Genomic DNA, 23,642 nt, shown 5'->3' on the forward strand with positions numbered 1-23,642 from the left:
AATCAGGCTATTAATCGAAAATTTGTTAATTTTACGTGTGTTTTTTTTAAATGAAATGAGGTGGTTTATTTTTCATTTCTGTCTACTTTTCCTTATAAAGACCTTTTTTTGAGATCTACACCAAAAAGCCAAACAAAAGCCAAAAAATAAGCTAGGTACTGAATGGCAATTGATGCAAAATCCGCACATCTTTTTTTGTGTTAAATAAATAATGAAAAATGCTATGAAGACGACAGACAAACCAGTTAATAAATGGACCTATAAAGATTTTACGTGGGTTTTATCCTTATTCGGTACAGCGGTTGGTGCAGGGGTGTTATTTTTACCTATTAAAGCCGGTGCTGGGGGTTTTTGGCCATTAGTGATTCTTGCATTAATTGCGACCCCAATGATTTGGTTGGCCCACAAAGGATTAGCCCGTTTTGTTTTATCGGCAAAAAATCCAGATGCTGATATTACGGATACCGTGGAAGAGCATTTCGGTAAAGTAGGGGCAAACGTCATCACATTTGCTTACTTCTTCGCTATTTATCCTATCGTATTGATTTATGGCGTTGGGATTACTAATACCGTTGATTCATTCTTAGTAAACCAAATTGGCATGGAGCCTATTCCTCGTTGGCTACTGTCTGGCGTATTGATTGGTGCAATGACTGCCGGTGTGTTATTTGGCCGTGATTTAATGCTACGCGTGACTTCCATGATGGTTTATCCGCTGGTTTTCATTCTATTAGCGCTTTCTTTGTATTTAATTCCAGAATGGAACACTTCAATGCTTGAAGTGGCACCTGATTGGAGTGCAATGCCAGCGGTGGTATGGATGGCGATTCCTCTGATTGTATTCTCGTTTAACCATAGCCCAATCATCAGCCAGTTCACCAAAGATCAACGTCAACAATTTGGTGACCAAGCCGTTATTAAAACGGATATGATTACAGGTGGCGCTGCGATGATGTTAACTGGATTCGTGATGTTCTTTGTCTTTTCGGTGGTGTTATCTTTAAATCCAGCGGAGCTAGAAATCGCGAAAAAAGAGAACATTAGCGTGTTGTCGCACATTGCTAACATTAACCCATCACCAATCCTATCTTACTTAGGCCCAATTGTTGCTTTTGCGGCTATTGTATCCAGTTATTTTGGACACTTCTTAGGGGCTCATGAAGGTTTAGTTGGATTGATTAAATCTCGTTCATCTTTCTCTGTGAGAAAAATTGAAACGGCTTCTATGTTGTTCATTGTCTTAACAACATGGATCGTCACAATTAGAAACCCAAGCATTTTAGGTATGATTGAAACGATGGGGGCCCCAATGATTGCGGCTATCCTGTTTATTCTACCTGTGGTTGCGATGCGTATTGTGCCAGCGATGAAAAAATTCAGCACATCAGCTCTTGCACAAGCGTTCACTTTAATTTGTGGTTTAGCTTCAATCACATCAGTTATCTATGGTGCGTTTCAATAATTGATGCCCCAGAATAAAAAAAGCCCACAGCAAGTGATTGTTGTGGGCTTTTTTATATCTTAAATTTATAACAAATAACCTAGTAAATAACGAATTACGGTGAGTTAATACTGTAGAGTCATTAATACTTAAGATATTTGTCTGTGTGAAATAATTTCAAGTTGAGACGGGTTGTCTGCTAGAGACTGTTAGGTAATATCTATTTATATAACAGGTACGTAGTAAATACAGAAGTCATAGAACTGACGGTACCCTTTACTACGGCATAATAAGGATAACAAATGAAATTAGAAACATTGTCGATTCACGCAGGCTACTCTCCAGATCCCACCACAAAAGCGGTTGCTGTTCCGATTTATCAAACGACCTCTTACGCTTTTGATGATACTCAGCATGGTGCAGATTTATTTGACTTAAAAGTCGCTGGCAATATTTACACTCGTATTATGAACCCGACGAATGATGTACTAGAACAGCGGGTGGCGGCATTAGAAGGTGGGATTGCTGGGCTTGCTGTTGCATCAGGAATGGCGGCTATCACTTATGCAATTCAAACTATCGCACAAGCGGGAGATAATATTGTTTCTGTTGCCAAACTTTATGGTGGCACATATAACTTAATGGCGCATGCGTTGCCACGTTTCGGGATTGAAACACGTTTTGCTGAGCATGATGATTTAGCCGCATTAGAAGCGCTGATAGATGATAAAACTAAGGCGGTATTTTGTGAATCCATCACGAATCCAGCAGGATTTGTGGTCGATATTGCAGCATTAGCTGAAGTGGCTCATCGCCACGGCGTACCGTTAATCGTTGATAATACGGTGGCCACACCTTATTTATGCCGTCCCATTGAGCACGGTGCTGATATCGTCGTGCACTCATTGACCAAATATATTGGAGGGCATGGAACCTCTATCGGCGGCATGGTTGTTGATTCGGGTAAATTTCCTTGGTTAGAACATGCGCAGCGTTTCTCGCTATTGGTGGAGCCTGATATTGCATACCATGGCGTCAGCTATACGGAACACTTTGGTGCAGCTGCTTTTATTGCTCGTTGTCGCGTCGCGCCTTTACGCGGAACGGGGGCGGCACTTTCTCCATTTAATGCATTTTTGATTCTACAAGGCTTGGAAACGCTGGCTTTAAGAATGGAACGCCACACAGAGAATGCACTAAAAGTGGCTCAATATTTAGAAAACCACCCTCAAGTGGCTTGGGTCAAATATGCGGGATTAGCAAGTCATCCTGAGCATGCATTAGCGAAAAAATACATGCAAGGTAAACCCGCGGGTATCATGTCATTTGGCATTAAAGGTGGGCAAGACGCTGGGGCTCGCTTTATTGATGCATTAAAATTAATTGTGAGACTCGTGAATATTGGTGATGCTAAGTCATTAGCTTGCCACCCCGCTTCAACAACCCATCGCCAGCTTAACGATGCGGAATTAGCCAAAGCAGGGGTTTCGCGCGATATGATCCGCCTCTCTATTGGTATTGAACATATTGATGATATCTTGGCAGATCTTGAGCAAGCATTGAAAGCAGCTCAATAACGTTATCTGAACAGAGGTAGCGAATATTAGCGGTTATCGATAAAGTGAGCTTTATTGATAATCGCTTTTTTAATCTCACTATATTTAACGCAATCCTTGTTACTCTTTTTGTGATTATTATTCAATGGTTCGTTGTTAATGATAAGTTTAACCAAAGAATCCCTGATTTCTTATTACGAGAAATGATAAAGATATTTTATTGTTGACGGTGAACTCTTTGATGAGGAGCGAGTCTTAGCTATCGAGTACTTATTTGATATTTAATAACTCTTTATTTTATATCCATTTATTAATTGTTTAAGGATAATAAATTAATTTTTTACTCGTTTATATCAGGTTTATTTATGTTGGTGATAATGATGGGATGAATGAGCACTAAGCTAAATAATTATAATTGCGTTATGTCGTATCCATGTAGTCAATAACACTCAGATGTATATCTAATAATTATTAAGTTTTTATTAAAAGAATGGTTGAGAAAAATGATGATGGCAAATAATAAGATTGCCTACCTTAAATGGTGCCTGCTATTTGGGTTTGTATTACTGACGTACTTTATTCCGCTTAATGGTCGGCTTCTTTGGCAACCCGATGAGTTACGTTATGCTGAAATTAGCCGTGAATTGATTCTTAGTTATAACTGGAGTGTGCCTGAGCTTCTTGATATTCGTTATTTTGAAAAGCCAATTTTTGGTTACTGGGTGAATGCATTTTTTCAAATGCTGTTTGGCGAAAATAATGTTTCCGTTCGCCTCGGTGTGGTGTTTAGCACCTTAACCAGTGCCCTGTTTGTCTACCTCAGTGCAAAGATGGCATGGAAAAAAAATGACCTTGCGTTTAATGCCACTTTGATTTATCTCTCCATGTTAATGGTGCTCGCCATTGGAACCTATAATGTCCTCGACCCTATTTTGACGGCATTTATCACGATGGCTATCTTCTTTTATCAATGGGGCCTAACAACTAAAAGCTTCTCGCATAAGTTGATCGCATTTATTTTACTCGGTGTGGCGGGTGGCCTTGGATTGATGACAAAAGGCTTTTTGGTTTTGGTTATACCGGGGTTAGTGATTGTTTTAAGTTCGCTTTACTATCAGCAGTTTAAAGAAGTTTTTTGTTTTGCTTTTGTCTCTTTGTGTAGCTTGTTCCTGGTTTGTCTGCCTTGGGCGATTGTGATTGCAGGTCGTGAGCCAGATTATTGGCATTATTTCTTTTGGGTTGAGCATGTACAGCGTTTTATGTCGGAAGATGCGCAAAACCGTTCACCTTTCTGGTTCTATATACCTATCTTGATAGCAGCGGTATTGCCTTGGCTCGGTTATTTTTTAGCCGCGTTAGTGAATGGTTTTCGTCAAAAGGGCTTACACATTTATTTCCTGATGTGGTTCTTGGTACCTTTCCTATTTTTTAGTATTACTAAAGGTAAGTTATTGACCTATATACTTCCTTGTTTGGCTCCCGTTGCCGTCTTAATGGCCGCTTATATCGATAGAATTAGACAACAAAATCGCGTTGGGACGATTCGCCTTAATGCCGTGATTAATATCAGTATTGGGCTGATTCTTGCGGCTGCCTTGTTTGTGTTACCTTATTTCCCACAAGTGAGTCCCTATTCACTCGATGAGGATAACAAAAGGTTACTGGCTGCTGGTGCATTCCTCTTTTGGGGGTTTGCTGGTGTTATCTCATATCATCGTCGATATTGGGCTTGGGCGGCCGCTTGTACTCTTGCGTTGAGTTTGAGTGTAGGCCATGTGATCCCTGATAAGGTTGCCAGTAACAATACCCCTCAAAAATTGATCGAAAAATACCGTCCACAGTTAGCCAATAAAACGTATTTGCTGACAAATAATGTAGGGTTAGGAACTGCATTGGCTTGGGTATTAAAGCGTAGTGATATTACGATGTTACACCAAAATGGTGAGCTGAATTATGGATTAAAATATCCGGATGCAGCGAATCGATTCTATCGCTTAGATCAACTGCCGACGTTATTAGAACAACATAATTATCAAGATATTGCTGTACTCGTCGAGGCTTCGCAAGATGATATATTAGCCGCTTTGCCGGGGAAACCAATAATTGTCTATGAAGGCAATCTCGTCTTTGTTTTTTATAATGGACGCAACGGATTGATAGAATAGTAAAAAGCCGCATATCTTAGGTATGCGGCTTACTGAATATAGAGTCTATTTTGTCATTTTATCCAGAGTGGGCTCCCCTTTTTCATTGGGGGACTTTGTAGCATGACCCGTCAGCCCATGGTAAATCATTAGCATGGCAAAGCTATTGCTCATGGTACTAATGTCATTGTTACTCATGGCTCGACTGTTTTTTGAATGACGATTCGTGATGCTATGGTTCATTGCGCTTTCTCCTCATCTTCTTTCAGTAGGCGATTCGCTTCGGCTAGCTCGTAACGTCTTGGGGTTAATGCAGTTGAACTGTGGTTACGTGCAAGTAGCGAGTAAATGGTGGGAAGAACAAACAATGTGAATAGAGTACCGACTAACATACCCGTTACGATCACAAGGCCTAATCCAAAACGGCTGTTCGCACCGGCTCCTGTTGCAAAGAGCAAAGGAACTAAACCAATGACCATTGCCGCGGTGGTCATTAAAATAGGACGTAAACGAATTTGTGCAGCTTTTAAAATTGCTTGGCGTTTATCCAATCCTTCGTGCGCCTGCAATTCATTCGCAAACTCGACCATCAAGATCCCGTGTTTACTGATAAGCCCGATTAATGTCACCAATCCGATTTGCGTATAAATATTGAGGGTCGCGTATCCGAATGCGAGAGGAATGAGTGCCCCACAAATGGAGAGTGGTACCGTGATCAAAATAATCAATGGGTCGACTAAACTTTCGTACTGTGCCGCAAGAACAAGGTAAATGATGATGAGCGCCGCCATAAATGCAAAGGCGAGGGTGTTACCTTCTTGTTTATATTGGCGCGAATCAGATTGCCAGTCATGGCTAAAACCAGCAGGCAGCTCATTGGCAATGTTTTCTAAATAAGAAACAGCCTGTCCTAATGTGACACCAGGAGCGGGAATCGCTTGGAATATTGCCGCATTTTGCTGATTAAACTGCGTTAACTTATTTGGCTCAATTTGTGTATTGATGTCGACCACGGTTGACAGTGGGATCATGGTGCCATCTTGTGCTTTGACATAGTGACGAGCAAGCGCATCTGGTGTTAAGCGTTGGCTACGAACACTTTGTGGAATAACATCGTAAGAACGTCCATCCATACCGAAGCGGTTTATGTAGTTCTCACCGACTAAGAGTGTGAGTGATTCTCCGATATCCTGCATACTGATGCCAAGGCTATTGGCTTTTGAGCGGTTAATTTTGACTTCAACCACTGGGTTGTTGTAATCAAGGTCACTATCTACCACCATAAATAGCCCACTTTCACGAGCCTGTTGCTTGATCTCCTCCATCGTTTTATATAAGACAGGGTAGCCTTGAGGGCTTCTGAGAACCATTTGTATTGGTAGGCCGCCAGTAGAGCCAGGGAGGGCAGGTAATTGGAATACAAAGATGCTATTACCTTCAACATCACCAACCATGCCTTGTAAATCGGCCTGAATGGCGGATGCTGGGCGCTCACGCTCTTCCCATGAACTTAGATTGGTACCACCGAAGCTGGAAGATATACCGTCAGTACCATTAATGATCCATGTACTTTCGGTTTCAGGTAATTCCATCATCACATCATGAAGTTTGCGAGAAAAACGCTCAACATATTCTAAGTTAGCATGTTGTGGTGATTTAATTGCTGTTAACACGGCCGATTGGTCTTCAACAGGCGCTAGCTCGCGGGGGGCGGATTGGTATAACAGTGGTAAGCTAATAAATACGAACACTGCGATAATACCGGTGATCCAGCGGTGTTTTAACGAGAAGTTAAGGCCTTTCGTGTAGTAATTTGCTAAGAAGGTAAAAAACTTTTCCGCAGCATGAGCCATACGGCCTTCATTTTGTTTTGAGTTCAACATAAATGAACTCATTACAGGGGATAATGTTAATGCCACGATACCTGAAACAATGACAGAGCCTGCGAGAGTTAACGCAAATTCTTTGAATAACGCGCCAGTCAAACCTGACATTAAACCAATTGGGGCATAAACTGCTGCCAAAGTAATGGTCATCGCAATGACAGGACCTGCGACTTCACGAGCGCCAATTAATGCTGCCAGTACTGGTGATTTACCTTCCTCAATATGACGGTGAACGTTTTCGACAACAACAATGGCATCATCAACAACTAACCCGATGGCCAAGACCATTGCAAGTAGTGTTAATAAGTTGATACTAAAGCCAAAAGCCATCATAAGTGCAGCCGCACCTAACATTGACAGTGGAATGGCTAATATAGGAATAATAACGCTACGGATGGAACCTAAACATAAATAAATAACAGCAATAACAATCAATAACGCTTCGACGAGTGTATTGAATACCTGATCAATTGAGGCTTTGATAAAGCGGGATGTTTCAAAGGCCATCTCCACTTTCACGTTAGGCGGCAATGTTTTTATGATATCAGGCATTAACTTGTTCATGCCATCAACAATCACCAGAGGGTTTCCGGTCGGCGTTGCAAATAAACCTAAATAAATTGCAGGCTCACCATTCATTAAACCGCTAGTTTCAGTGGCGGATGCACCCAGTTCTATCGTGCCAACATCACGTAAACGTACCAGTCCATTGCCGTCATTGCGAATAACTAAGTCTTGGAACTCAGAGACATTGGTGAGATCAGTATTAACATAGACGTTTGAAATGACATATTCGCCTTTCACTTTACCGGGAGCAGCTTGATAGTTATTTTGTCTGACAGCTTGAGCGACATCTGCGGCAGACAGTCCTCGGCCAGCCAGTTTGTCGGCATCTAACCATAAGCGCATAGCTAATTGTTGCCCACCGAATACTTGAACTTTGGCAACCCCTTCAATAGAAGAGTACATAGGCTCAACAACTCGTGACAAATAATCCGTCAGAGCAGGAATGGAAAGGGTGGTACTGGAAAATCCGATATAAGCAACCGCGGTAGACTCACCGGAAGAAAGCTCAATCACTGGGTCATAAGCTTCTTTAGGCAGCTTGTAACGCACTTGATTCACCTTGGCCATCACTTGCGCGAGTGCTTGAGTTGAATCTCGATTAAGTTCCATTCTCACCGTGACTAAGCTACTCCCTTGCACAGAAGAAGAAGATAAATAATCGACACCTTCAACTGAAGAAACAGCTTGGGCAATAGGTTGAGTCACAAAGCCCTGCATCAAGTTAGCGGATGCACCTGGATATTGTGTGGTGATAGTGATAGTGGAACTTTCTAATTGAGGGTATTGGCGAATAGGGAGTTTGCTTAATGCAAATAACCCTATTAAGACAATTAAAGCACTCACCACCAGCGCCAAAACAGGTCGGCGCACAAAAACATCAGTAAATTTCATAGCGCCGTCCTTATGAATCTTGAGCTGTCTTAACGGGTGATTCTGTTAGTGTGTCTTGTGCTACAGGGGTAATGGCAGAACCATTATTGAGGCGAAGTTGCCCTGAGGTGATCACCTTGTCGCCCGCTTTTAAACCTTGCTCAATTTCAATTTTGCCATCCCAACGTTGGCCTATTTTCACCGAGACTTGTTTTGCCGTCATATTTTCACCACTACCTTCAGCAATGAAAACGGTGTCACCGTACGCGGTATAAGTGACTGCGGTTTCAGGAATAGTCAGTACAGCAGACTCTGCTTGACGTATCACATTGACGTTAGCGTACATACCGGCCTTTAACTCACCAGCACTATTTTCTAGCGTGGCTTGGAGTTGGATGGTGCGAGACTTACCGACTAACGGATCAATAGCACTGATACGAGCAGGGAAGGTTTTGCCGGGATAAGCATCAACATTGATATCGACAATTTGGCCGACATGCAATTCAGGCGCAGCTTGTTCATCAAGAGAAAAGTTGAGTTTCAATGTTTGAGTATCAACCAGGCTAGCTATCGCTTCACCCGGACTCAGGTATTGTCCTTCATGTACCTGACGAATACCGATAGTGCCATCAAATGGAGCACGAATAGCCTTTTGCGCGATTAAAGCTTGTGTCTGGCGGATTAGCCCTTGCGCTATATCGCGCTCTGCTCGTGTACTGTCCACTTGTGCTTCTGCCACTAAATGTTTGGCTGCCAGTGTACGAGTTCTATCATACAGCCTTGACGCATTACGCAACTGAGCTTGATAGCGAGCCAAGTCGGCTTGCTCGACGGCATCATTCAGTTGTACTAGGAGTTGGCCTTTTTTAACCTGCTGGCCTGATTCAAAATTAATTTTTGTGATGCGACCACTGGTTTCAGCGGCAACAAACACTTGGCTACCGGCCTCTAACTCACCAACACCATAAAAAGTACGTGGAGCATTATCTTGAGTCACTGGTGCTAAAGCGACCTTCACAGGTGGATATTGATAAGCCGCTTGTTCGTCTTTTTCATTTTTAGCATAAGACGTGTAAATCGCGGCTCCACCGCCAGCTGCAATAAGTAAAGAACACAGTGTAACAATTGTTTTTTTATTCATTATCAATACCTACTATTTCTGTGCCTTAACAGCGAAATAAAGCTCACGGAAATGACCCGCGATAGCGACTGCCATTAATCCTCCGATAACCGAAGTGTGCTCAATAGCCCAAAACATGGCGATTTTCGCTTCTTCACCGGTATAACTCCAAAAGGTATGAACAACGACAATAGTCAAGAATAAAAATACGGCTAAAGCACCGGTGCCCAGCCATAGTAGTCGGTTAAAGAGTAATAATAGTGAGCCGACTAGCATGACCGCAGCAGAGGCGATATTGAAAAACCAATCTGGATGTAACCCTGCTGCGCGCATTTCTGCTAGGCTATTTTCATAGTCAAAAACCTTTGCTAGGCCAGATGAAATGAACAGAACTGACATCAGCAAACGAGCGATAATCCATAATGTGTTGCTTTCTAAAATTTTGGCAATTACCGATGGCATAGCCTATCCCCTTTAAAAACAAGTTAACCTGCATGTCATACAATGAGTGCTGTCACCACCTCATGCAGAAAATAGAATGGAATAATCTGAATTGACAAATTCAGTGGCTGGCACTATAAAACCTTAAGTTAAGTTGAGGTCAAGAGAAGGGGGGTAAAAATGACGGAGAAAGACACGAAAACGACAAAAAGGCGTGCTAAGGGTGAACATAAGATCGATTTTACAAGGGCATTAACGGTTGGAGAGGTGGCAAAACGTTCTGGTGTACCTGTATCGACTGTCCACTTTTATGAGTCAAAAGGGTTAATTCAAAGTACGAGAACACAAGGCAATCAGCGACGCTTTCCTTCTGTGGTATTACGCTATATCGCAATTATTAAAGTGGCTCAGAGCACTGGTATTCCATTAAAAGAGATTCAAGACGCATTGGGAAAATTTCCAGCGAATAGCAAACTCACTTCAGAGCAGTGGAAGGAGATGTCAACTGAATGGAAAACGTCGTTAGATAGGAGGATCCGACAGCTCACGCGTTTACGTAATGAACTAGACCACTGCATTGGTTGCGGCTGTTTATCGCTGAGTGAATGTCCACTGCGCAACCCTGATGATGTGTTAGGGCGTAAAGGACCAGGTGCTCGAATTCTAGAACGACCGTAAACGATTGTGATTATTAACTGGTTAAGTGATGAACCTTTCACTTGGCTGGTAAATACTGGTTGGTGATAAGCTAATCTCATTTGAATACAATGAATAATCGAACATTGAGCCTGCTGGAACAGAGTATGACTCGACAACAATCTATAATATAAGGCGGTTTTACTCTGAGTTAGCCAGCAATAATTACTGTATGCGCTGTATGATTAAGCTGCTGACCATGTTTATCAAGCGGTGTTGCCAAATGCACTGTCACCTCACTGATATTCAGCGAGGTGACAGTGATTTTTTACGAAAGAGAAGTGCCTAAATCTTTAAAGATAAAGTGGTGGGTTTCTCTTATGTTAGTAGTAGAGTAGAAATATTCTTTCATTATTGAACCCCCTCTCGAGCAATAGAAAGGTCTACCTTCAATATTAAAATCATCTAATAGCACGGGGTCATCGTTAAGTAAGGCACATCTATTATTCAGCCCATTAAATAAAGTTCCATTAGGGCAGCTAGCTACCCTGATATCGGCTCTATTACTCAGATGAAAAGAGTAATAGCGACCAGGCTCAAAAACAAAATCTTCACCTAAAAGGCCAAAGTGACCGAGAAGACTTCTAGGACCTGTAATGGTAATATCACCTTCAATCGTACTGGCAGGCACTTCTGGAATAAAGCTAATAAATTGCGGTTCTGCATAGATATTTTCTGTAACCGCATGAGCGGTAATAAACACACTTTCTGCTTTGGTATCCGTAATAGTAATGAGCAATTGTCCATAAGAATCCGTTACGCCGAAAGCAGGCGCAATGTTAGCTGAACTGGTTGCTGGTAATTTATCAAATGTAATATATTCATTTTCTTTTGGCTGACCATTAACAAGTAACTTATAGACGATATAGTTAGTATCTTTTCCGTCAGCTTGGGCATTATTTTTCAGAACGTAAGAGAACAATTCATTATCAGTATTATTATGATCAGAAAATACACTCGTTGTCGACGTTGAGTAATTTTGATTATTATAATTAACTAGGGCAAATACTAATACAGACTCTTCTGTACTCGTTAATAAAACACGACATTTTCCTTCTGAATCTGTGTGTGCCGTTATACTACGTTGGTCATTTGAAAACTTGGCATTTTGATGACTGGTATGAAAACTCACTTGAGCGCCATTAATTGGCATATCACCAAAAGAGAAGATACATATAATCTCATTATAACTGACACCATCCGCTGATGCGGTATTAGAGCTAGTGATTAAAAATATAACGTTAGAATTTGATTTTTCATTCATAATAGGTCACCTTATCGAGGTTTTTGTTAAAATTAAAATAAACTTACGGGTAAAAAAGAACGACTTTCTTTAATCATTAAAATAAAATAATCAAAAATTCGGAAGCATCTATAAACATGAAGCAAACATATCCTTATGAAATTATTATTTGGATTATCAAATTTTAAATATGGTTTAATATAATGTATTAAAATGTCAGCTATTATTTTATTAAGAACTAATGCTTAATATTCAGTTGGTTATCCAGTCATCAAGTTAACTTTTGATAAATGATGAGTCTAAATTTAGATTATGATCCAGTATGTCTGGTGTATTCATTACTGTGCTGTTGTTATTGTAAGTATCTTTATTTCATTATGTGTTTTTTCTCATATTGATAATCATCTGACTCAGTGGAAATTTAGTGAGTGATTATAAGTATCATCTGTTTTTTTTAATTTACAAATAAAATAGATAAATAATATATTAATTTTAATTTGGTCTTTTATTTCTTATAGAAGATGATTTTTTCGATCTTAATGGGATGCGATTAAGGGAATTAATCCATTTAATAATGTTCATCACGGGAGGAATGTGCAATATATTCAGTCGACGAATTTCAGAATGAGAAGGGTTAATTGATTTCTATTTTTATTTGAATGTTGAAATAGTATTGATAATAGCGAACACGGTTATCTGTTTAGAATCATTCAATAACATTATTTATTAAAAACTATAGATTAAAGAAAATGCGACTTTAGATAATATGAATTATCTAAAACAGCTCAATAAATAAAGCATGCTATATTCTGACTATTATCAAACAGCGACCTTTCAGTATAAGCTCTGTTCAAAGCACACACTCTGACGAATTCATTTCTCTCATTGGTTTTTATTCGTCGAACTTAGGTCTGTATTTTATCAGTGCTAAGCCTCAGTCAATCTCTGGTCACTCTACGTATTATTCCTTGGCTTGACAGCCGTTATGCCGAATTACGCACTATTTCCGTGGAAACTTATCAAGATCATCGAGACAAAATCCCTCAGTCTATAAATTGAAACATTATTGAAACAATAAATTTACAAAACCATCAAGTTGGTTATTGTGTCTCAAGAGTCAAATTTCGATATGGGTAGAGTGAAAACTCAATTCATATGTCAACTATTCAAATAAAAAAACAAATGGTTAAGTTTTTTAGGTCGCGAAGATGATCGTTAAAAACAGGCAAGCAGAACAAGAGAGGTCACCATGGATTATCGTATTTTTTTACAAGCAGCACATGTTGCCGCAGACAGGGCTCGTTATATTTTAACGGAACATCGTAAAAATAAACTTTATGAGCACATCTATTTTGATACTAAAGATGATGAAAGTCCTGTTACTGAAATTGACCAGTATGTAGAACGAGAAATTAGACAAATTATCCAAACATTCCATCCCGAACATAACATTTTGGGTGAAGAATATGGCTTTCAATTAGGAGAATCAGAGTTTACTTGGGTTATTGACCCTATTGACGGTACTCGGCAATTTATTGCAGGGATTCCGATTTACGGCACACTCATTTCGCTTTGTCACCATGGAGTACCTGTTTTAGGTATTATCGAACACCCTGCCGTCTCAGAACGTTGGGTTGGCGTAAAAGGACACCCATCAACATTAAATGGCTTGCCTATTCAAACCCGTAATTGCACTCAGTTAGAGTTAGCGCTCATGTCTTCCAGTAATACCGAACCTGTCTTACCTGAACATCGCGCAGGTTACGAACACATTATACCTAAAACGAAATGGCGAGTTTATGGGGCAGCTTGTTACTCCTATGCTTGTCTTGCAACAGGGCGTATTGATTTAAGTATTGATAGTGGTGGCATGCGGGAGGTTGATTACTGTGCGTTAGTCCCCGTTATCGAGGGCGCTGGAGGAAAAATTACAGATTGGGATGGAAAACCGTTAACGATGCATTCAGGAAAAACCGTCGTTGCGGCGGGAACAGCAGAGCTCCATCGACAAGCATTGGAAATATTACAGCAGTTTTTATAAATAACGACAAAAAATAAAAATAATGGTTATTGAGGAGAATGTTATGTTCCGATGGATAAAAACGTTACCCGACCAACCCACTATAACAGATAAAAAAGAAATAGATAAACTTTATCGTTATTGGCGAATTCATATTATGATTGCGTTATATGCTGGGTACGCAACGTATTATTTCACCCGTAAGAGCTTTAATTATGTGATGCCTGAAATGATTAAAGATCTGGGAATTAGTATTTCTGATGTTGGTATATTAACGACGGCATTTTATTTAGTATATGGCATCTCTCGTTTTGCTTCCGGTATTATGAGTGATGCCTCTAATCCCCGCTTTTTCATGGGAGTGGGATTAATCATTACTGGGTTTATCAACATTTTTTTTGGGATGAGCTCAAGTTTATGGTTATTTACTTTCTTTTGGGTGTTAAATGCTTTTTTCCAAGGCTGGGGATGGCCACCATGCTCTAAGTCCTTAACCTCATGGTATTCTCGTAATGAGCGAGGGCTATGGTGGTCTATTTGTAATACCTCCCATAATGTTGGTGGTGCTATTATTCCTCTATTAGCTGGGGGGCTAGCAGTACATTATGGTTGGCGTTACGGTATGTATATACCCGGTATCATTGCAATTGTTGTTGGGTTATTTGTCTGTTTACGTTTGCGAGATAAACCTTCAACAATGGGGCTACCAACCGTAGGACATTGGCGTAATGATGAACTTGAATTACAACAAGAAGCCTCTAGCCGAAAATTAAAACTTTGGCCCATTTTAGTTCAATATATATTTACCAATAAATATGTTTGGTTATTAGCCATATCCTATATTCTTGTTTATATCGTACGTATTGGATTGAATGACTGGACTAATTTATATTTAGTCGAAGAATATGGTTATGATTTAATTAAAGCTAACTCTGCCCTGTCATTCCTAGAAATTGGGGGATTTATTGGCACATTAGTCGCTGGTTGGGGATCTGACTTTTTCTTTAAAGGGAATAGAACACCGATGAATATTATCTTTATGATAGGTATTGGTGTTGTGGCTGCTTTTTTATGGCTATTCCCTGAAATGGGGTATTTATTAATCTCAGTCTGCTTCTTTTTTGTTGGTTTCTTTATTTTTGGGCCACAAATGTTGATTGGTATGGCGGCCGCAGAAGCTTCTCATAAAGATTCAGCTGGTGCTGCAACTGGGTTTGTTGGTTTATTTGGTTATTTAGGCGCGGCTTTGTCGGGATACCCACTGGCTAAGATCATTGAAACCGCAGGGTGGAATGGTTTCTTTATGACAATGATAATCGCCACACTTTTATCAGCAGTATTGTTATTACCTTTATTAATAAAAAAGAAATAACACGTTCTTAAACGTATAAAGAGCGTTAGTGGTAACGACACTAACGCTCTTTTTCTGTATCCCTATCATCTATTTAACGCCGATATATGCACTCACCTATGCATTGTTTCAATTACATTGCTCATGCATTGAGATTCATCACCAAGAAAGCGGTCTTTGCCATAAGTTCGAATGTTAAATATTGATGCCAGTGATAGCGGGAGTGAATAGTGTCATACGTATCACTGGCACATTTAATCGTTCGTCTGAGTCTGTTAGTGGCCATTGAAGATAGGCAACAGTGTTAGCGTGATAGGAAAGGAGAACAGCAGATTTAAGCAACCAACAATATACTGACTCATCTGTTTTCGAGCCTTCAGGCAAACAGAAAGGGCATGACAACAGAAACAACTGGGTACCTTGATGTTGAAGAGAAAAAAACGCCAGAAAAGCAAAATTAAAGAGGGGAATGTAATTTATCTGTGCTAATTATAATAAATATTTAATTATCATTAAGATAGATTTTTATTCATCACTATTTGATGATAACGGTAATATTTTGTAACAGAATGATTATGTTATAAGTTTTATGATAATTCTGTTTTTTTATTTTCTGACTAAATAGATACTTTACATCGATTCAATTTATCTATTTACTTTCCTACTGATAACGTCTATTTAGTTTAAAATTGGAGCAAATCCATGTCAGTTGTGACCCTTGTTTTGGTATTTTTACTCGCCGTGATTGTGAGTGTTTTTATCTCACGGTTACTTAAGGATATTATTCCTTTACCTATTATTCAGATAGCGCTCGGTGCTGGGCTATCCGTTTTTGGTTTTACGGTTGAATTTGAACCGCATCTATTTCTATTCCTGTTTATTCCTCCATTACTGTTTTTAGATGGATGGCGTATCCCTAAAGAAGCGTTATTCCAAGAAATAAAACCTATCATGTCGCTGGCAATTGGCCTTGTTGTGGTCACGGTGATTGGAATGGGGTTCTTTATTCACTGGTTGATTCCTGCTATCTCACTCGCTGTTGCTTTCGCGTTGGCGGCCATTTTATCCCCGACTGATCCGGTATCGGTCTCTGCAATGACAGTTAACTCACCTTTACCTTCGCGTATGGCGCATATTCTTGAAGGTGAATCACTGCTCAATGATGCAACAGGTTTGGTTTGCTTTAGTTTTGCTGTCACCGCAGCGCTAACCGGCACCTTCTCATTAGCATCGGCGGCTGGACAATTTGTACTCGTTGCTTTCGGCGGTATTTTAATTGGTTTGTTAGTGGCTTGGGTCATCGGTTGGTTAAACCAATTTTTAGTCAAGCGTACGGGGGAAGAGCCTGCTATCCAAATTATGATCAGCCTATTAATGCCATTCAGTGCATACCTATTGGCTGAACATCTGCATGTCTCTGGTATTTTAGCCGCGGTGGTTGCGGGTATCGCAATGCACTATGAAAAAATTGCAGGACGCATGCAAGCCGCAACGCGTATGCAGAGTAAGGCAGTATGGGATACCGTACAAACAGCCCTGAATGGTATGATTTTCATCCTGTTAGGTGAGCAATTACCAAGTATGTGGAATAACATGCCAGAGGTAGCCGAAGCGGCTGGTGCTAGCCATCCATGGATGCTATTTGTATACGTGATTGTTATTACAGTGGCATTGGCTATTTTACGTTTCGGTTGGGTATGGATATCCATGACATTAACGGTATTCCATAATCGCCGTCGTGGTAAAGAGGCTGATGTATTACATATACGCATGATGGCAGTCATGGCGACAGCGGGGGTACGAGGCGCCATTACTTTAGCGGGTATCTTAACTCTCCCATTATTGATGCCAGACAACTCCTTGTTTCCAAATCGTGATGTTGCAATCTTTTTAGCGATGGGGGTGATTCTCTGCTCTTTGCTGATTGCCAGTGTCGCATTACCTATTCTGACCAAAGGGTTAGTCCAAGATTTACCGTATGATAATGATGAAATTCGTGCACGTATGGCATTGAATGAAGCCGCAATGGCTCATTTACGCGAGCTAATGAATCATCCTTCAGAGGATATGGATGAAATCGCAATGCGTACAGAAGTCGGGGCCCAATTATTGGAAATCTATGGCAGACGTTTAGATAACACCGATGAAACCGAATCCGATGTTTATGATTTACATAAAATGATTGATATGGAACGTGAAATGTCTCGTTCTGCCTTACAAGCGAAGCGCGATGCGCTATATCTCATGCGTAAAGGTAAAAATATCAACGAACGTGTATACCATCGCTTACGTGATGAATTAGACCTCAAAGAAGAGACGCTAAATCATCATAAAAACAAAAAGCATTAATGAAAGCGTGGCCAGACTATATGTTCTGGCCCTTTTTTTATCTTTTAAGCATAAAGGCCACCTCCCAGCTCAATAGCTTGATATGCTATGGAAAAACCTTGTTTATCTCCAGCATCTCGTTGTCATCGCAGGAACCTTTTTAGTCATTGATTAAACTATCGTGCTAAGCAATCATGTGTAAAATAAAAAAGTGATAATAGAATAAGTAATGAGATAATAATTAACTAAACCAATTAATAGCAAAGAGATTATATGATCATATTGCTCAATGGGTTATTTTAATCACAAGGGAGATAATAATGTGAATCAGATAATAACAAGTTGGTATTATTTTAATTATTTTTTGTTCTTGGTGTTTACTTTTATATTTTTCAATTGTTTTAATGTTGCATGACTTTCCTTTTAACTCATTTTTTGGGTAATTGTGGTTTTTATGTTTGATGTAATGATTTTTATTGATATTAATGTTGTTTTTTTATTTGTTGATGGTTTTATGCTGTTTTTTTAATGTCGAGTTAAATTGTTTTGTTACAAATAGCATTAATGATTAATTTTATATTTTTTTTCATTTTGATATTGAATAATTAATTGTCTTTTATATTATTTAATTCGAATGTGTTTTGTTTATCTTGTTGGTTTTAAAGGGTTAAATCAAATTTGCAATCGTATATAACGATCGATTTAATTGCCTTTGATAGCATTTACCTATGAATTATTAATGATTCGATCGATATAAACGTATTTACAGTCTCTAATGATAACTCTATATTTCATTAAAATTATGTTTTTTATTTATTATGTTTCGAACCAATTTATGAATTTTATTTTATTCATGATGGTGAGGTTTTTAAATTAAAGATTGGCTTATTTTTTAAATGTTAACTATATTTTCGTTGGTTTTTAATATGATTAAAAATAGGATTCTACTACGGCAAGATATTGGTGATTTTTTAAGATCAGCAAGAAGACGTAAATCGTTAACTGGGCTTCAAGTTGGAAAGATGCTGCACGTCAGTCAGCAACAAATATCCCGCTATGAACGAGGTGAAACGAGTATCAGTATTGAAACATTAGATGTGTTATTGAAAGCACTCGATATGGATTGGTCTGACTTTTTTTTCAACGTAATGGCTAACTACTCAGCGGAAATAGCAGAAATAAAGCTATATCGATAATATCTAATAATGAAATTATCAGTAAATAATATTATTTATACGCGACGCTCCAATATTGCGTATGAAGGAGGAGAAAGACGGTTTGATCAAGGATGATTTTTTTATTTAGCGATTGAAATTTCAATGAAATATTAAATTTACGTCATTAAAGAATTTTTAATGATGGGGTTGCTTCAATTTAAATTTTATATTGAAAGGAAAAACACATGAGATTAATTAAATTCACGCAGGTGGTTGTTATTGCTACCTCTATGGCCTCTTTCAACACCCTTGCAGATAACACAGGAACATTAGATTTTATCGGTACCGTCGTCAGTACTCCCTGTAATATTGCACAATCCTCATTAAAGCAAACTATTGATTTTGGACAACTATCTCGCCGTGCTTTAGAGAACGGTAGAGTCGCTGAGGTTGACTTTAATATTGAGTTCACGGGATGTGATTTTACTGATTTTGATAAAGATGCGGGTGGTAAACCAATAGCCGTTAAAGCGATGGAACTTGTTTTTACGGGGCAAAGTTATGCCGATGCGGCTAATACTTTACTGGCGACGTCAGCGGGGAACACAAACAATGTCGGAGTGGGGATTGATGGGTTCGAATTTGGTAAAGCTAAAGATATCTTATCGAGGATAGTGAATAAAAAAGGAAATAATACTTTAAAATTCAAAGCGCTGGCTAAAGCTGTTGATACCACTAAAGAGGTTGCCGAAGGGCAATTTAGCGCAACGTCCAATTTCCGTATTACTTACCAATAAGCAGGATGACTGCCCGCCAGTAAATTGCTGGCGGCATTATTGATATGTGGAGGGATACAGTGAGCGCATACAAACAGCTTATTCGTTTTCATTGCCAAGTAATGTGCTTAATCATGTTATTCACGCTTGAAATCGCTGTTGCATACGCGTCTGTGGATGCTGATGAACGCGCTTTTAATGGGATGACAAGAATGATTGGCAACGTGGTGGCAACTCCTTGTTCCATTGTCATGCCAAATCGCCACCAAACGATTAATTTTTCTCCTTTAACGTTGACGATGCTTTCTACGATGAGTCGTCGGGAACGTTATAACCAGCCATTTATTATTGAGTTACGTGATTGTGGCAGTGTGTATTCCTCTATTGATAGTAAAACATGGTCAATTCGCTTTGATGGTCAAAAGGCACAGCATATTGAGGCTTTTGTATTGCGTGGCCCCTCTCAAGGCTTGGGGGTCTCAGTATTGAATGAACAATCACAGGTCCTCATTCCTGGGCAAAATTATCCCTTATCTCATCATGTGCTACGACAAAACAAATCTGGGCAAACCCTTTTTCTACGTTATTTTTTACGGCTAGAACTGACAGGGCAACCGATTCAGGCAGGTAACTATCAAGGTTTGATTCGTTTTTTCATCGATTATCAATAAGAACAAAATGAGGAGCCTCATAAGATCTACGTCGAGGGAACTCTTTTGCAGTATTTGGGATGGAACAGAGCATGATGTTCAAACATTGCAAAGTAAGGCAGGTCGTTTTATTTACGTTTGGCTTTATGGCATGGACAGCTGGCGCTTCCGAATTCAATACCGATGTACTGGATGCCCAAGATATCCAACATATTGATATAAGCCAATTTTCTGTCGCAGGGTATGTACCGCCTGGTGACTATGTATTGACAGTATTCGTTAATGGTTTGCGCTTGGGGGCACCCCGAGACATTACGGTGTATGACGAAAACACACAGGCTGAGGTACCGTCACAAAGGATTTGTATTCCTGCTGATATGTTGGAATTGATTGGTTTGAAAAGTTCGGCAGAAAAAAAGGTCACACTCTCAGATAATGGCCAGTGCCTCGATTTTTCATCTCTATCAGGGATACAAACAAAAGTTGAATTATCAACATTGTCACTGCATATCACGATCCCTCAAATGTGGATGGAATATCGGGATCTGTATTGGACACCACCGGCATTATGGGAAGAGGGCATCAATGGCGGTTTTATTGATTTCAACGCTAATATGTCAGCGACTAAGGAAAAAGGGGGAACCCGAAGAGTTTATTTATCAGCAAATGGCACGACGGGGATCAATATTGGTGCTTGGCGATTACGCGGAGACTATCATGCTAATTATCAAAACCAGCGTGGCTCACACTATCCACAGGAAACCCATCAATTTGATTTTAGCCGCTTATATGCTTTTACCTCATTAAAAGAATCCGCCGCTATTTTGACGTTGGGGGAAAATGACTTCTATTCGGATATCTTTGACGCATGGCAATACAGTGGTATTTCGCTAGAAAGCGATGACCGAATGTTACCGCCAAAGCTTGTTGGCTATGCACCAGAAATTATTGGCGTCGCCAATACTAATGCAACGGTGATTATTCGTAGTCAAGAGCGGGTAATTGCCGAAACGGCCGTACCACCCGGTCCGTTTCGTATTCAAACATTGGATAGCGGAATACGAGGGGTATTAGATGTCACTGTACGCGAAGAAAATGGCGAGGAGAAAAAATTTAGTATCAGTACTGCCTCGTTACCTTATTTAACCCGTCCGGGCAGGTTGATTTATAAATTAGTTGGCGGAAAAACACGTTATGACGGCCGTCACCTGACTGGTCAGCCTATTATTGGCGGTGAGTTCTCTTATGGGGTGTCCAATACTTGGTCAGTGTATGGTGGAACACAGGCAAACGGTTATTATCAAACATTAGCGCTTGGTTTAGGGCGTGATCTTTTTGCTATCGGTGCGATTTCAGCTGATATTACCCAATCGTTTTCAGATCTTCCAGACGAAAGATTACAGGGGCGCTCTTATCGGTTTAACTACGCGAAATCATTTGATGATTTACGCACGGATATCACGTTTGCGGGGTATCGTTTTGCTGATAAAGAATACCGAACGTTAACACAGTTTATGGATGAAGAGCGCATTGGCGTAACGCCTCGCGCTCAAAAAGAAAATTATCAAGTTTATCTGAATAAGTATTTTGAGAACTTTAATATCTCTTTGAATTATCAATATAGTACTTATTGGCAAAATGATTCACAAACACAATATGGTTTGTATGCGAGCACGAATATGAGTCTGCCAACGCTATCTCAATATGATACTAATTTATCATTATCGGCGACTCGTACTGAACGTGATAATGGCGTCGCAGATGATGCTATCAACGTGTATTTTTCAGTGCCACTTTATACAGGCCATAGTGTAACTTTCTCTGAACTTTATTCTCGAGCATCTGGTCACCATCAATATAACCATAACATTGGTTATAGCGGTTATAACGCCACTGATAATTACAGTTTAAATATGGGGTATAACCATGGTCAGAATATTGATAATCAAACCAGCCTGAGCGGTTTCTATTCACGAGACCTGTCACAAGCCAATATTTCTGCAAACGCGAGCTATGTACCTCATCAATATCGCAGTATTGGTGGCTCAATCAATAGTGGCGTGACAGTAACGGCGAAAGGCGCTGCATTACATCGGTCTGCTCACGGTGATACTCGATTAATGATCGACACGGCGGGAGCCAGTGACGTGCCATTAGATAATGGCGTGATAAAAACGAATGGCTTTGGTCTGGCAGTTATCCCAAATGTGAATAGCTACCGTAAATCTACCGCATCAATTAATACCAGTAAGCTACCTGATAATTTAGAAACGATGGTATCGACGACAGATATTACGCTGACTAAAGGGGCCATTGGTTATCGTCATTTACCCGTGATGAAGGGAGAGAAATTATTTGCCATTTTATCTTTAGAAAATGGCCAAAGCCTCCCCTTTGGTGCCAGTGTGCGTAATGCGGATAACCAAGAATTAGGAATTGTTGGGGAAGACGGAGTCACTTGGCTAGTCGGTGTTTCTGCACAAGAAACACTGTTTGCTTACTGGAATAACCACAAACAGTGTGAGCTAAGGTTACCAGACAACTTCACGCAATCGTCCAACATGTTGCTGCTGCCGTGTATTCAGAGCGCCGCTTCTTTACCAACCGCGTATTCAAAAGGTCATTAAATTAGGTTAATGGGGTCATTTATGTTGAATTTAAAGTTACATCATGGGCTATTATGGGGCTGTTTTTTGCTAACAATGTCAGTTGCGATGAGTGCATATAGCGCCATTACATTAGACCGAACAAGAATTATTTTTCCCGGAAGCGAACGTTCTATCAATATCCGGATCACGAATGATAATCCTGAAGAAGCTTATTTAGCACAAAGCTGGATTGAGGATTTACAGGGAAATAAATTAACCAAAGGGGCAATTTTATCAACGCCACCTTTGCAGAGAGTCGAAGCAAACAGTGATAGCTTAGTGAGATTGAGTGTAACGCCTTTGCTTGCGCAGTTACCTCAAGATAGAGAGTCGGTATTTTATTTCAATCTGCGGGAAGTTCCCCCAAAATCCACGGAAGGGAATACATTACAAATTGCGTTGCAGTCTCGTGTTAAGTTGTTTTATCGGCCTACCCGTATTTTGGCGGAATCAGAAACGCGATGGGCTCATAAGGTCACACTAACTCGAACGACAAAAGGCTATAAACTGCACAATCGGACCCCTTTTCATTTAACGGTGATTGGTTTAGGCGATAGCAAAACGCAATCAGAGAAAAGCCATTTTGATGTCGTGATGGTGCCACCAAGATCTACGCACGATATGGCATCCTCCAAATTAGCAACCCCCTATCTTACCTATATCAATGATTATGGTGGCAAGCCTACACTGGCTTTTCAGTGTGTCAGTGATGTTTGCACAGTGACAAAAGAGCTGTAGTCGCGCTTCT

The 23,642-nt window shown here is 40.0% G+C and carries 17 protein-coding genes; 12 read left to right on the forward strand and 5 right to left on the reverse strand.

Annotated features, from left to right (window positions below):
• The first annotated feature begins 223 nt into the window (after window positions 1-223).
• The 3 genes from ACWPW6_RS02250 (at window position 224) to arnT (ending at window position 5,162) form a co-directional block, all read left to right on the forward strand.
• On the forward strand, window positions 224-1,462 hold the full coding sequence (locus ACWPW6_RS02250) for an SLC5/6 family protein (protein WP_154622211.1): 1,239 nt from the start codon (window positions 224-226) through the stop codon (window positions 1,460-1,462).
• A gap of 281 nt (window positions 1,463-1,743) precedes the next feature.
• A complete protein-coding gene (locus ACWPW6_RS02255) occupies window positions 1,744-3,018 on the forward strand; it encodes a bifunctional O-acetylhomoserine aminocarboxypropyltransferase/cysteine synthase (protein WP_154622212.1) in 1,275 nt (424 codons plus the stop codon).
• Between the two features lie 482 nt (window positions 3,019-3,500).
• Entirely contained in the window at window positions 3,501-5,162 is a 1,662-nt protein-coding gene (gene arnT / locus ACWPW6_RS02260) for a lipid IV(A) 4-amino-4-deoxy-L-arabinosyltransferase (RefSeq protein WP_249999744.1), read from the forward strand.
• A 45-nt stretch (window positions 5,163-5,207) separates the two neighbouring features.
• Here arnT and ACWPW6_RS02265 read toward each other — a convergent pair whose 3' ends face one another.
• From ACWPW6_RS02265 to ACWPW6_RS02280, 4 genes are read right to left on the reverse strand one after another with little or no spacing between them, the layout of a single operon-like run.
• Window positions 5,208-5,384: a hypothetical protein gene (locus ACWPW6_RS02265; RefSeq protein ID WP_167520908.1), complete on the reverse strand. Its 177-nt coding sequence runs from the start codon at window positions 5,382-5,384 to the stop codon at window positions 5,208-5,210.
• Window positions 5,381-8,485 (reverse strand): MexW/MexI family multidrug efflux RND transporter permease subunit, encoded by a 3,105-nt coding sequence (locus ACWPW6_RS02270; RefSeq protein WP_154622214.1) that lies wholly within the window; start codon window positions 8,483-8,485, stop codon window positions 5,381-5,383. The genes ACWPW6_RS02265 and ACWPW6_RS02270 overlap by 4 nt, the downstream gene beginning before the upstream one ends.
• Window positions 8,486-8,495: 10 nt before the next feature.
• On the reverse strand, window positions 8,496-9,605 hold the full coding sequence (locus ACWPW6_RS02275; protein WP_249999746.1) for an efflux RND transporter periplasmic adaptor subunit: 1,110 nt from the start codon (window positions 9,603-9,605) through the stop codon (window positions 8,496-8,498).
• A 12-nt stretch (window positions 9,606-9,617) separates the two neighbouring features.
• Window positions 9,618-10,046, reverse strand: a complete 429-nt coding sequence (locus tag ACWPW6_RS02280) for a DoxX family protein (RefSeq protein WP_154622216.1) — start codon at window positions 10,044-10,046, stop codon at window positions 9,618-9,620.
• A 159-nt stretch (window positions 10,047-10,205) separates the two neighbouring features.
• On the opposite strand from ACWPW6_RS02280, the gene soxR reads away from it, so the two are divergent.
• On the forward strand, window positions 10,206-10,703 hold the full coding sequence (gene soxR / locus ACWPW6_RS02285) for a redox-sensitive transcriptional activator SoxR (RefSeq protein WP_154622217.1): 498 nt from the start codon (window positions 10,206-10,208) through the stop codon (window positions 10,701-10,703).
• 286 nt (window positions 10,704-10,989) lie between these two features.
• Here soxR and ACWPW6_RS02290 read toward each other — a convergent pair whose 3' ends face one another.
• Window positions 10,990-11,985 (reverse strand): Ig-like domain-containing protein, encoded by a 996-nt coding sequence (locus tag ACWPW6_RS02290; protein WP_249999748.1) that lies wholly within the window; start codon window positions 11,983-11,985, stop codon window positions 10,990-10,992.
• Window positions 11,986-13,213: 1,228 nt separating this feature from the next.
• On the opposite strand from ACWPW6_RS02290, the gene ACWPW6_RS02295 reads away from it, so the two are divergent.
• The 8 genes from ACWPW6_RS02295 (at window position 13,214) to ACWPW6_RS02330 (ending at window position 23,632) form a co-directional block, all read left to right on the forward strand.
• Window positions 13,214-14,005 (forward strand): inositol monophosphatase family protein, encoded by a 792-nt coding sequence (locus ACWPW6_RS02295; RefSeq protein WP_163860604.1) that lies wholly within the window; start codon window positions 13,214-13,216, stop codon window positions 14,003-14,005.
• A 43-nt stretch (window positions 14,006-14,048) separates the two neighbouring features.
• Entirely contained in the window at window positions 14,049-15,356 is a 1,308-nt protein-coding gene (gene uhpC / locus ACWPW6_RS02300) for an MFS transporter family glucose-6-phosphate receptor UhpC (RefSeq protein WP_249999749.1), read from the forward strand.
• A gap of 681 nt (window positions 15,357-16,037) precedes the next feature.
• Complete coding sequence (locus ACWPW6_RS02305; RefSeq protein ID WP_154622049.1) at window positions 16,038-17,684, forward strand: Na+/H+ antiporter; 1,647 nt, start codon at window positions 16,038-16,040, stop codon at window positions 17,682-17,684.
• 905 nt (window positions 17,685-18,589) lie between these two features.
• Window positions 18,590-18,859, forward strand: a complete 270-nt coding sequence (locus ACWPW6_RS02310; RefSeq protein ID WP_154623372.1) for a helix-turn-helix domain-containing protein — start codon at window positions 18,590-18,592, stop codon at window positions 18,857-18,859.
• 206 nt (window positions 18,860-19,065) lie between these two features.
• On the forward strand, window positions 19,066-19,617 hold the full coding sequence (locus tag ACWPW6_RS02315) for a fimbrial protein (RefSeq protein WP_154623373.1): 552 nt from the start codon (window positions 19,066-19,068) through the stop codon (window positions 19,615-19,617).
• A gap of 59 nt (window positions 19,618-19,676) precedes the next feature.
• On the forward strand, window positions 19,677-20,267 hold the full coding sequence (locus ACWPW6_RS02320; protein WP_249999751.1) for a fimbrial protein: 591 nt from the start codon (window positions 19,677-19,679) through the stop codon (window positions 20,265-20,267).
• Between the two features lie 59 nt (window positions 20,268-20,326).
• Window positions 20,327-22,873, forward strand: coding sequence for a fimbria/pilus outer membrane usher protein (locus ACWPW6_RS02325; protein ID WP_249999753.1), 2,547 nt, complete (start codon window positions 20,327-20,329; stop codon window positions 22,871-22,873).
• Between the two features lie 21 nt (window positions 22,874-22,894).
• Window positions 22,895-23,632 (forward strand): fimbrial biogenesis chaperone, encoded by a 738-nt coding sequence (locus ACWPW6_RS02330; RefSeq protein ID WP_154623375.1) that lies wholly within the window; start codon window positions 22,895-22,897, stop codon window positions 23,630-23,632.
• Window positions 23,633-23,642 lie beyond the last annotated feature (10 nt).

This window comes from Providencia sp. Marseille-Q8014 (assembly GCF_965112055.1).

Bases quoted from the DNA above. Each gene is read 5' to 3' on its own strand.
- ACWPW6_RS02270 (WP_154622214.1), bottom strand. From the start codon at position 8,485: ATGAAATTTACTGATGTTTTTGTGCGCCGACCTGTTTTGGCGCTGGTG.
- ACWPW6_RS02255 (WP_154622212.1), top strand. From the start codon at position 1,744: ATGAAATTAGAAACATTGTCGATTCACGCAGGCTACTCTCCAGATCCC.
- ACWPW6_RS02250 (WP_154622211.1), top strand. From the start codon at position 224: ATGAAGACGACAGACAAACCAGTTAATAAATGGACCTATAAAGATTTT.
- soxR (WP_154622217.1), top strand. From the start codon at position 10,206: ATGACGGAGAAAGACACGAAAACGACAAAAAGGCGTGCTAAGGGTGAA.
- uhpC (WP_249999749.1), top strand. From the start codon at position 14,049: ATGTTCCGATGGATAAAAACGTTACCCGACCAACCCACTATAACAGAT.
- ACWPW6_RS02305 (WP_154622049.1), top strand. From the start codon at position 16,038: ATGTCAGTTGTGACCCTTGTTTTGGTATTTTTACTCGCCGTGATTGTG.
- arnT (WP_249999744.1), top strand. From the start codon at position 3,501: ATGATGATGGCAAATAATAAGATTGCCTACCTTAAATGGTGCCTGCTA.
- ACWPW6_RS02265 (WP_167520908.1), bottom strand. From the start codon at position 5,384: ATGAACCATAGCATCACGAATCGTCATTCAAAAAACAGTCGAGCCATG.
- ACWPW6_RS02275 (WP_249999746.1), bottom strand. From the start codon at position 9,605: ATGAATAAAAAAACAATTGTTACACTGTGTTCTTTACTTATTGCAGCT.
- ACWPW6_RS02290 (WP_249999748.1), bottom strand. From the start codon at position 11,985: ATGAATGAAAAATCAAATTCTAACGTTATATTTTTAATCACTAGCTCT.
- ACWPW6_RS02310 (WP_154623372.1), top strand. From the start codon at position 18,590: ATGATTAAAAATAGGATTCTACTACGGCAAGATATTGGTGATTTTTTA.
- ACWPW6_RS02280 (WP_154622216.1), bottom strand. From the start codon at position 10,046: ATGCCATCGGTAATTGCCAAAATTTTAGAAAGCAACACATTATGGATT.
- ACWPW6_RS02330 (WP_154623375.1), top strand. From the start codon at position 22,895: ATGTTGAATTTAAAGTTACATCATGGGCTATTATGGGGCTGTTTTTTG.
- ACWPW6_RS02295 (WP_163860604.1), top strand. From the start codon at position 13,214: ATGGATTATCGTATTTTTTTACAAGCAGCACATGTTGCCGCAGACAGG.
- ACWPW6_RS02315 (WP_154623373.1), top strand. From the start codon at position 19,066: ATGAGATTAATTAAATTCACGCAGGTGGTTGTTATTGCTACCTCTATG.
- ACWPW6_RS02325 (WP_249999753.1), top strand. From the start codon at position 20,327: ATGGAACAGAGCATGATGTTCAAACATTGCAAAGTAAGGCAGGTCGTT.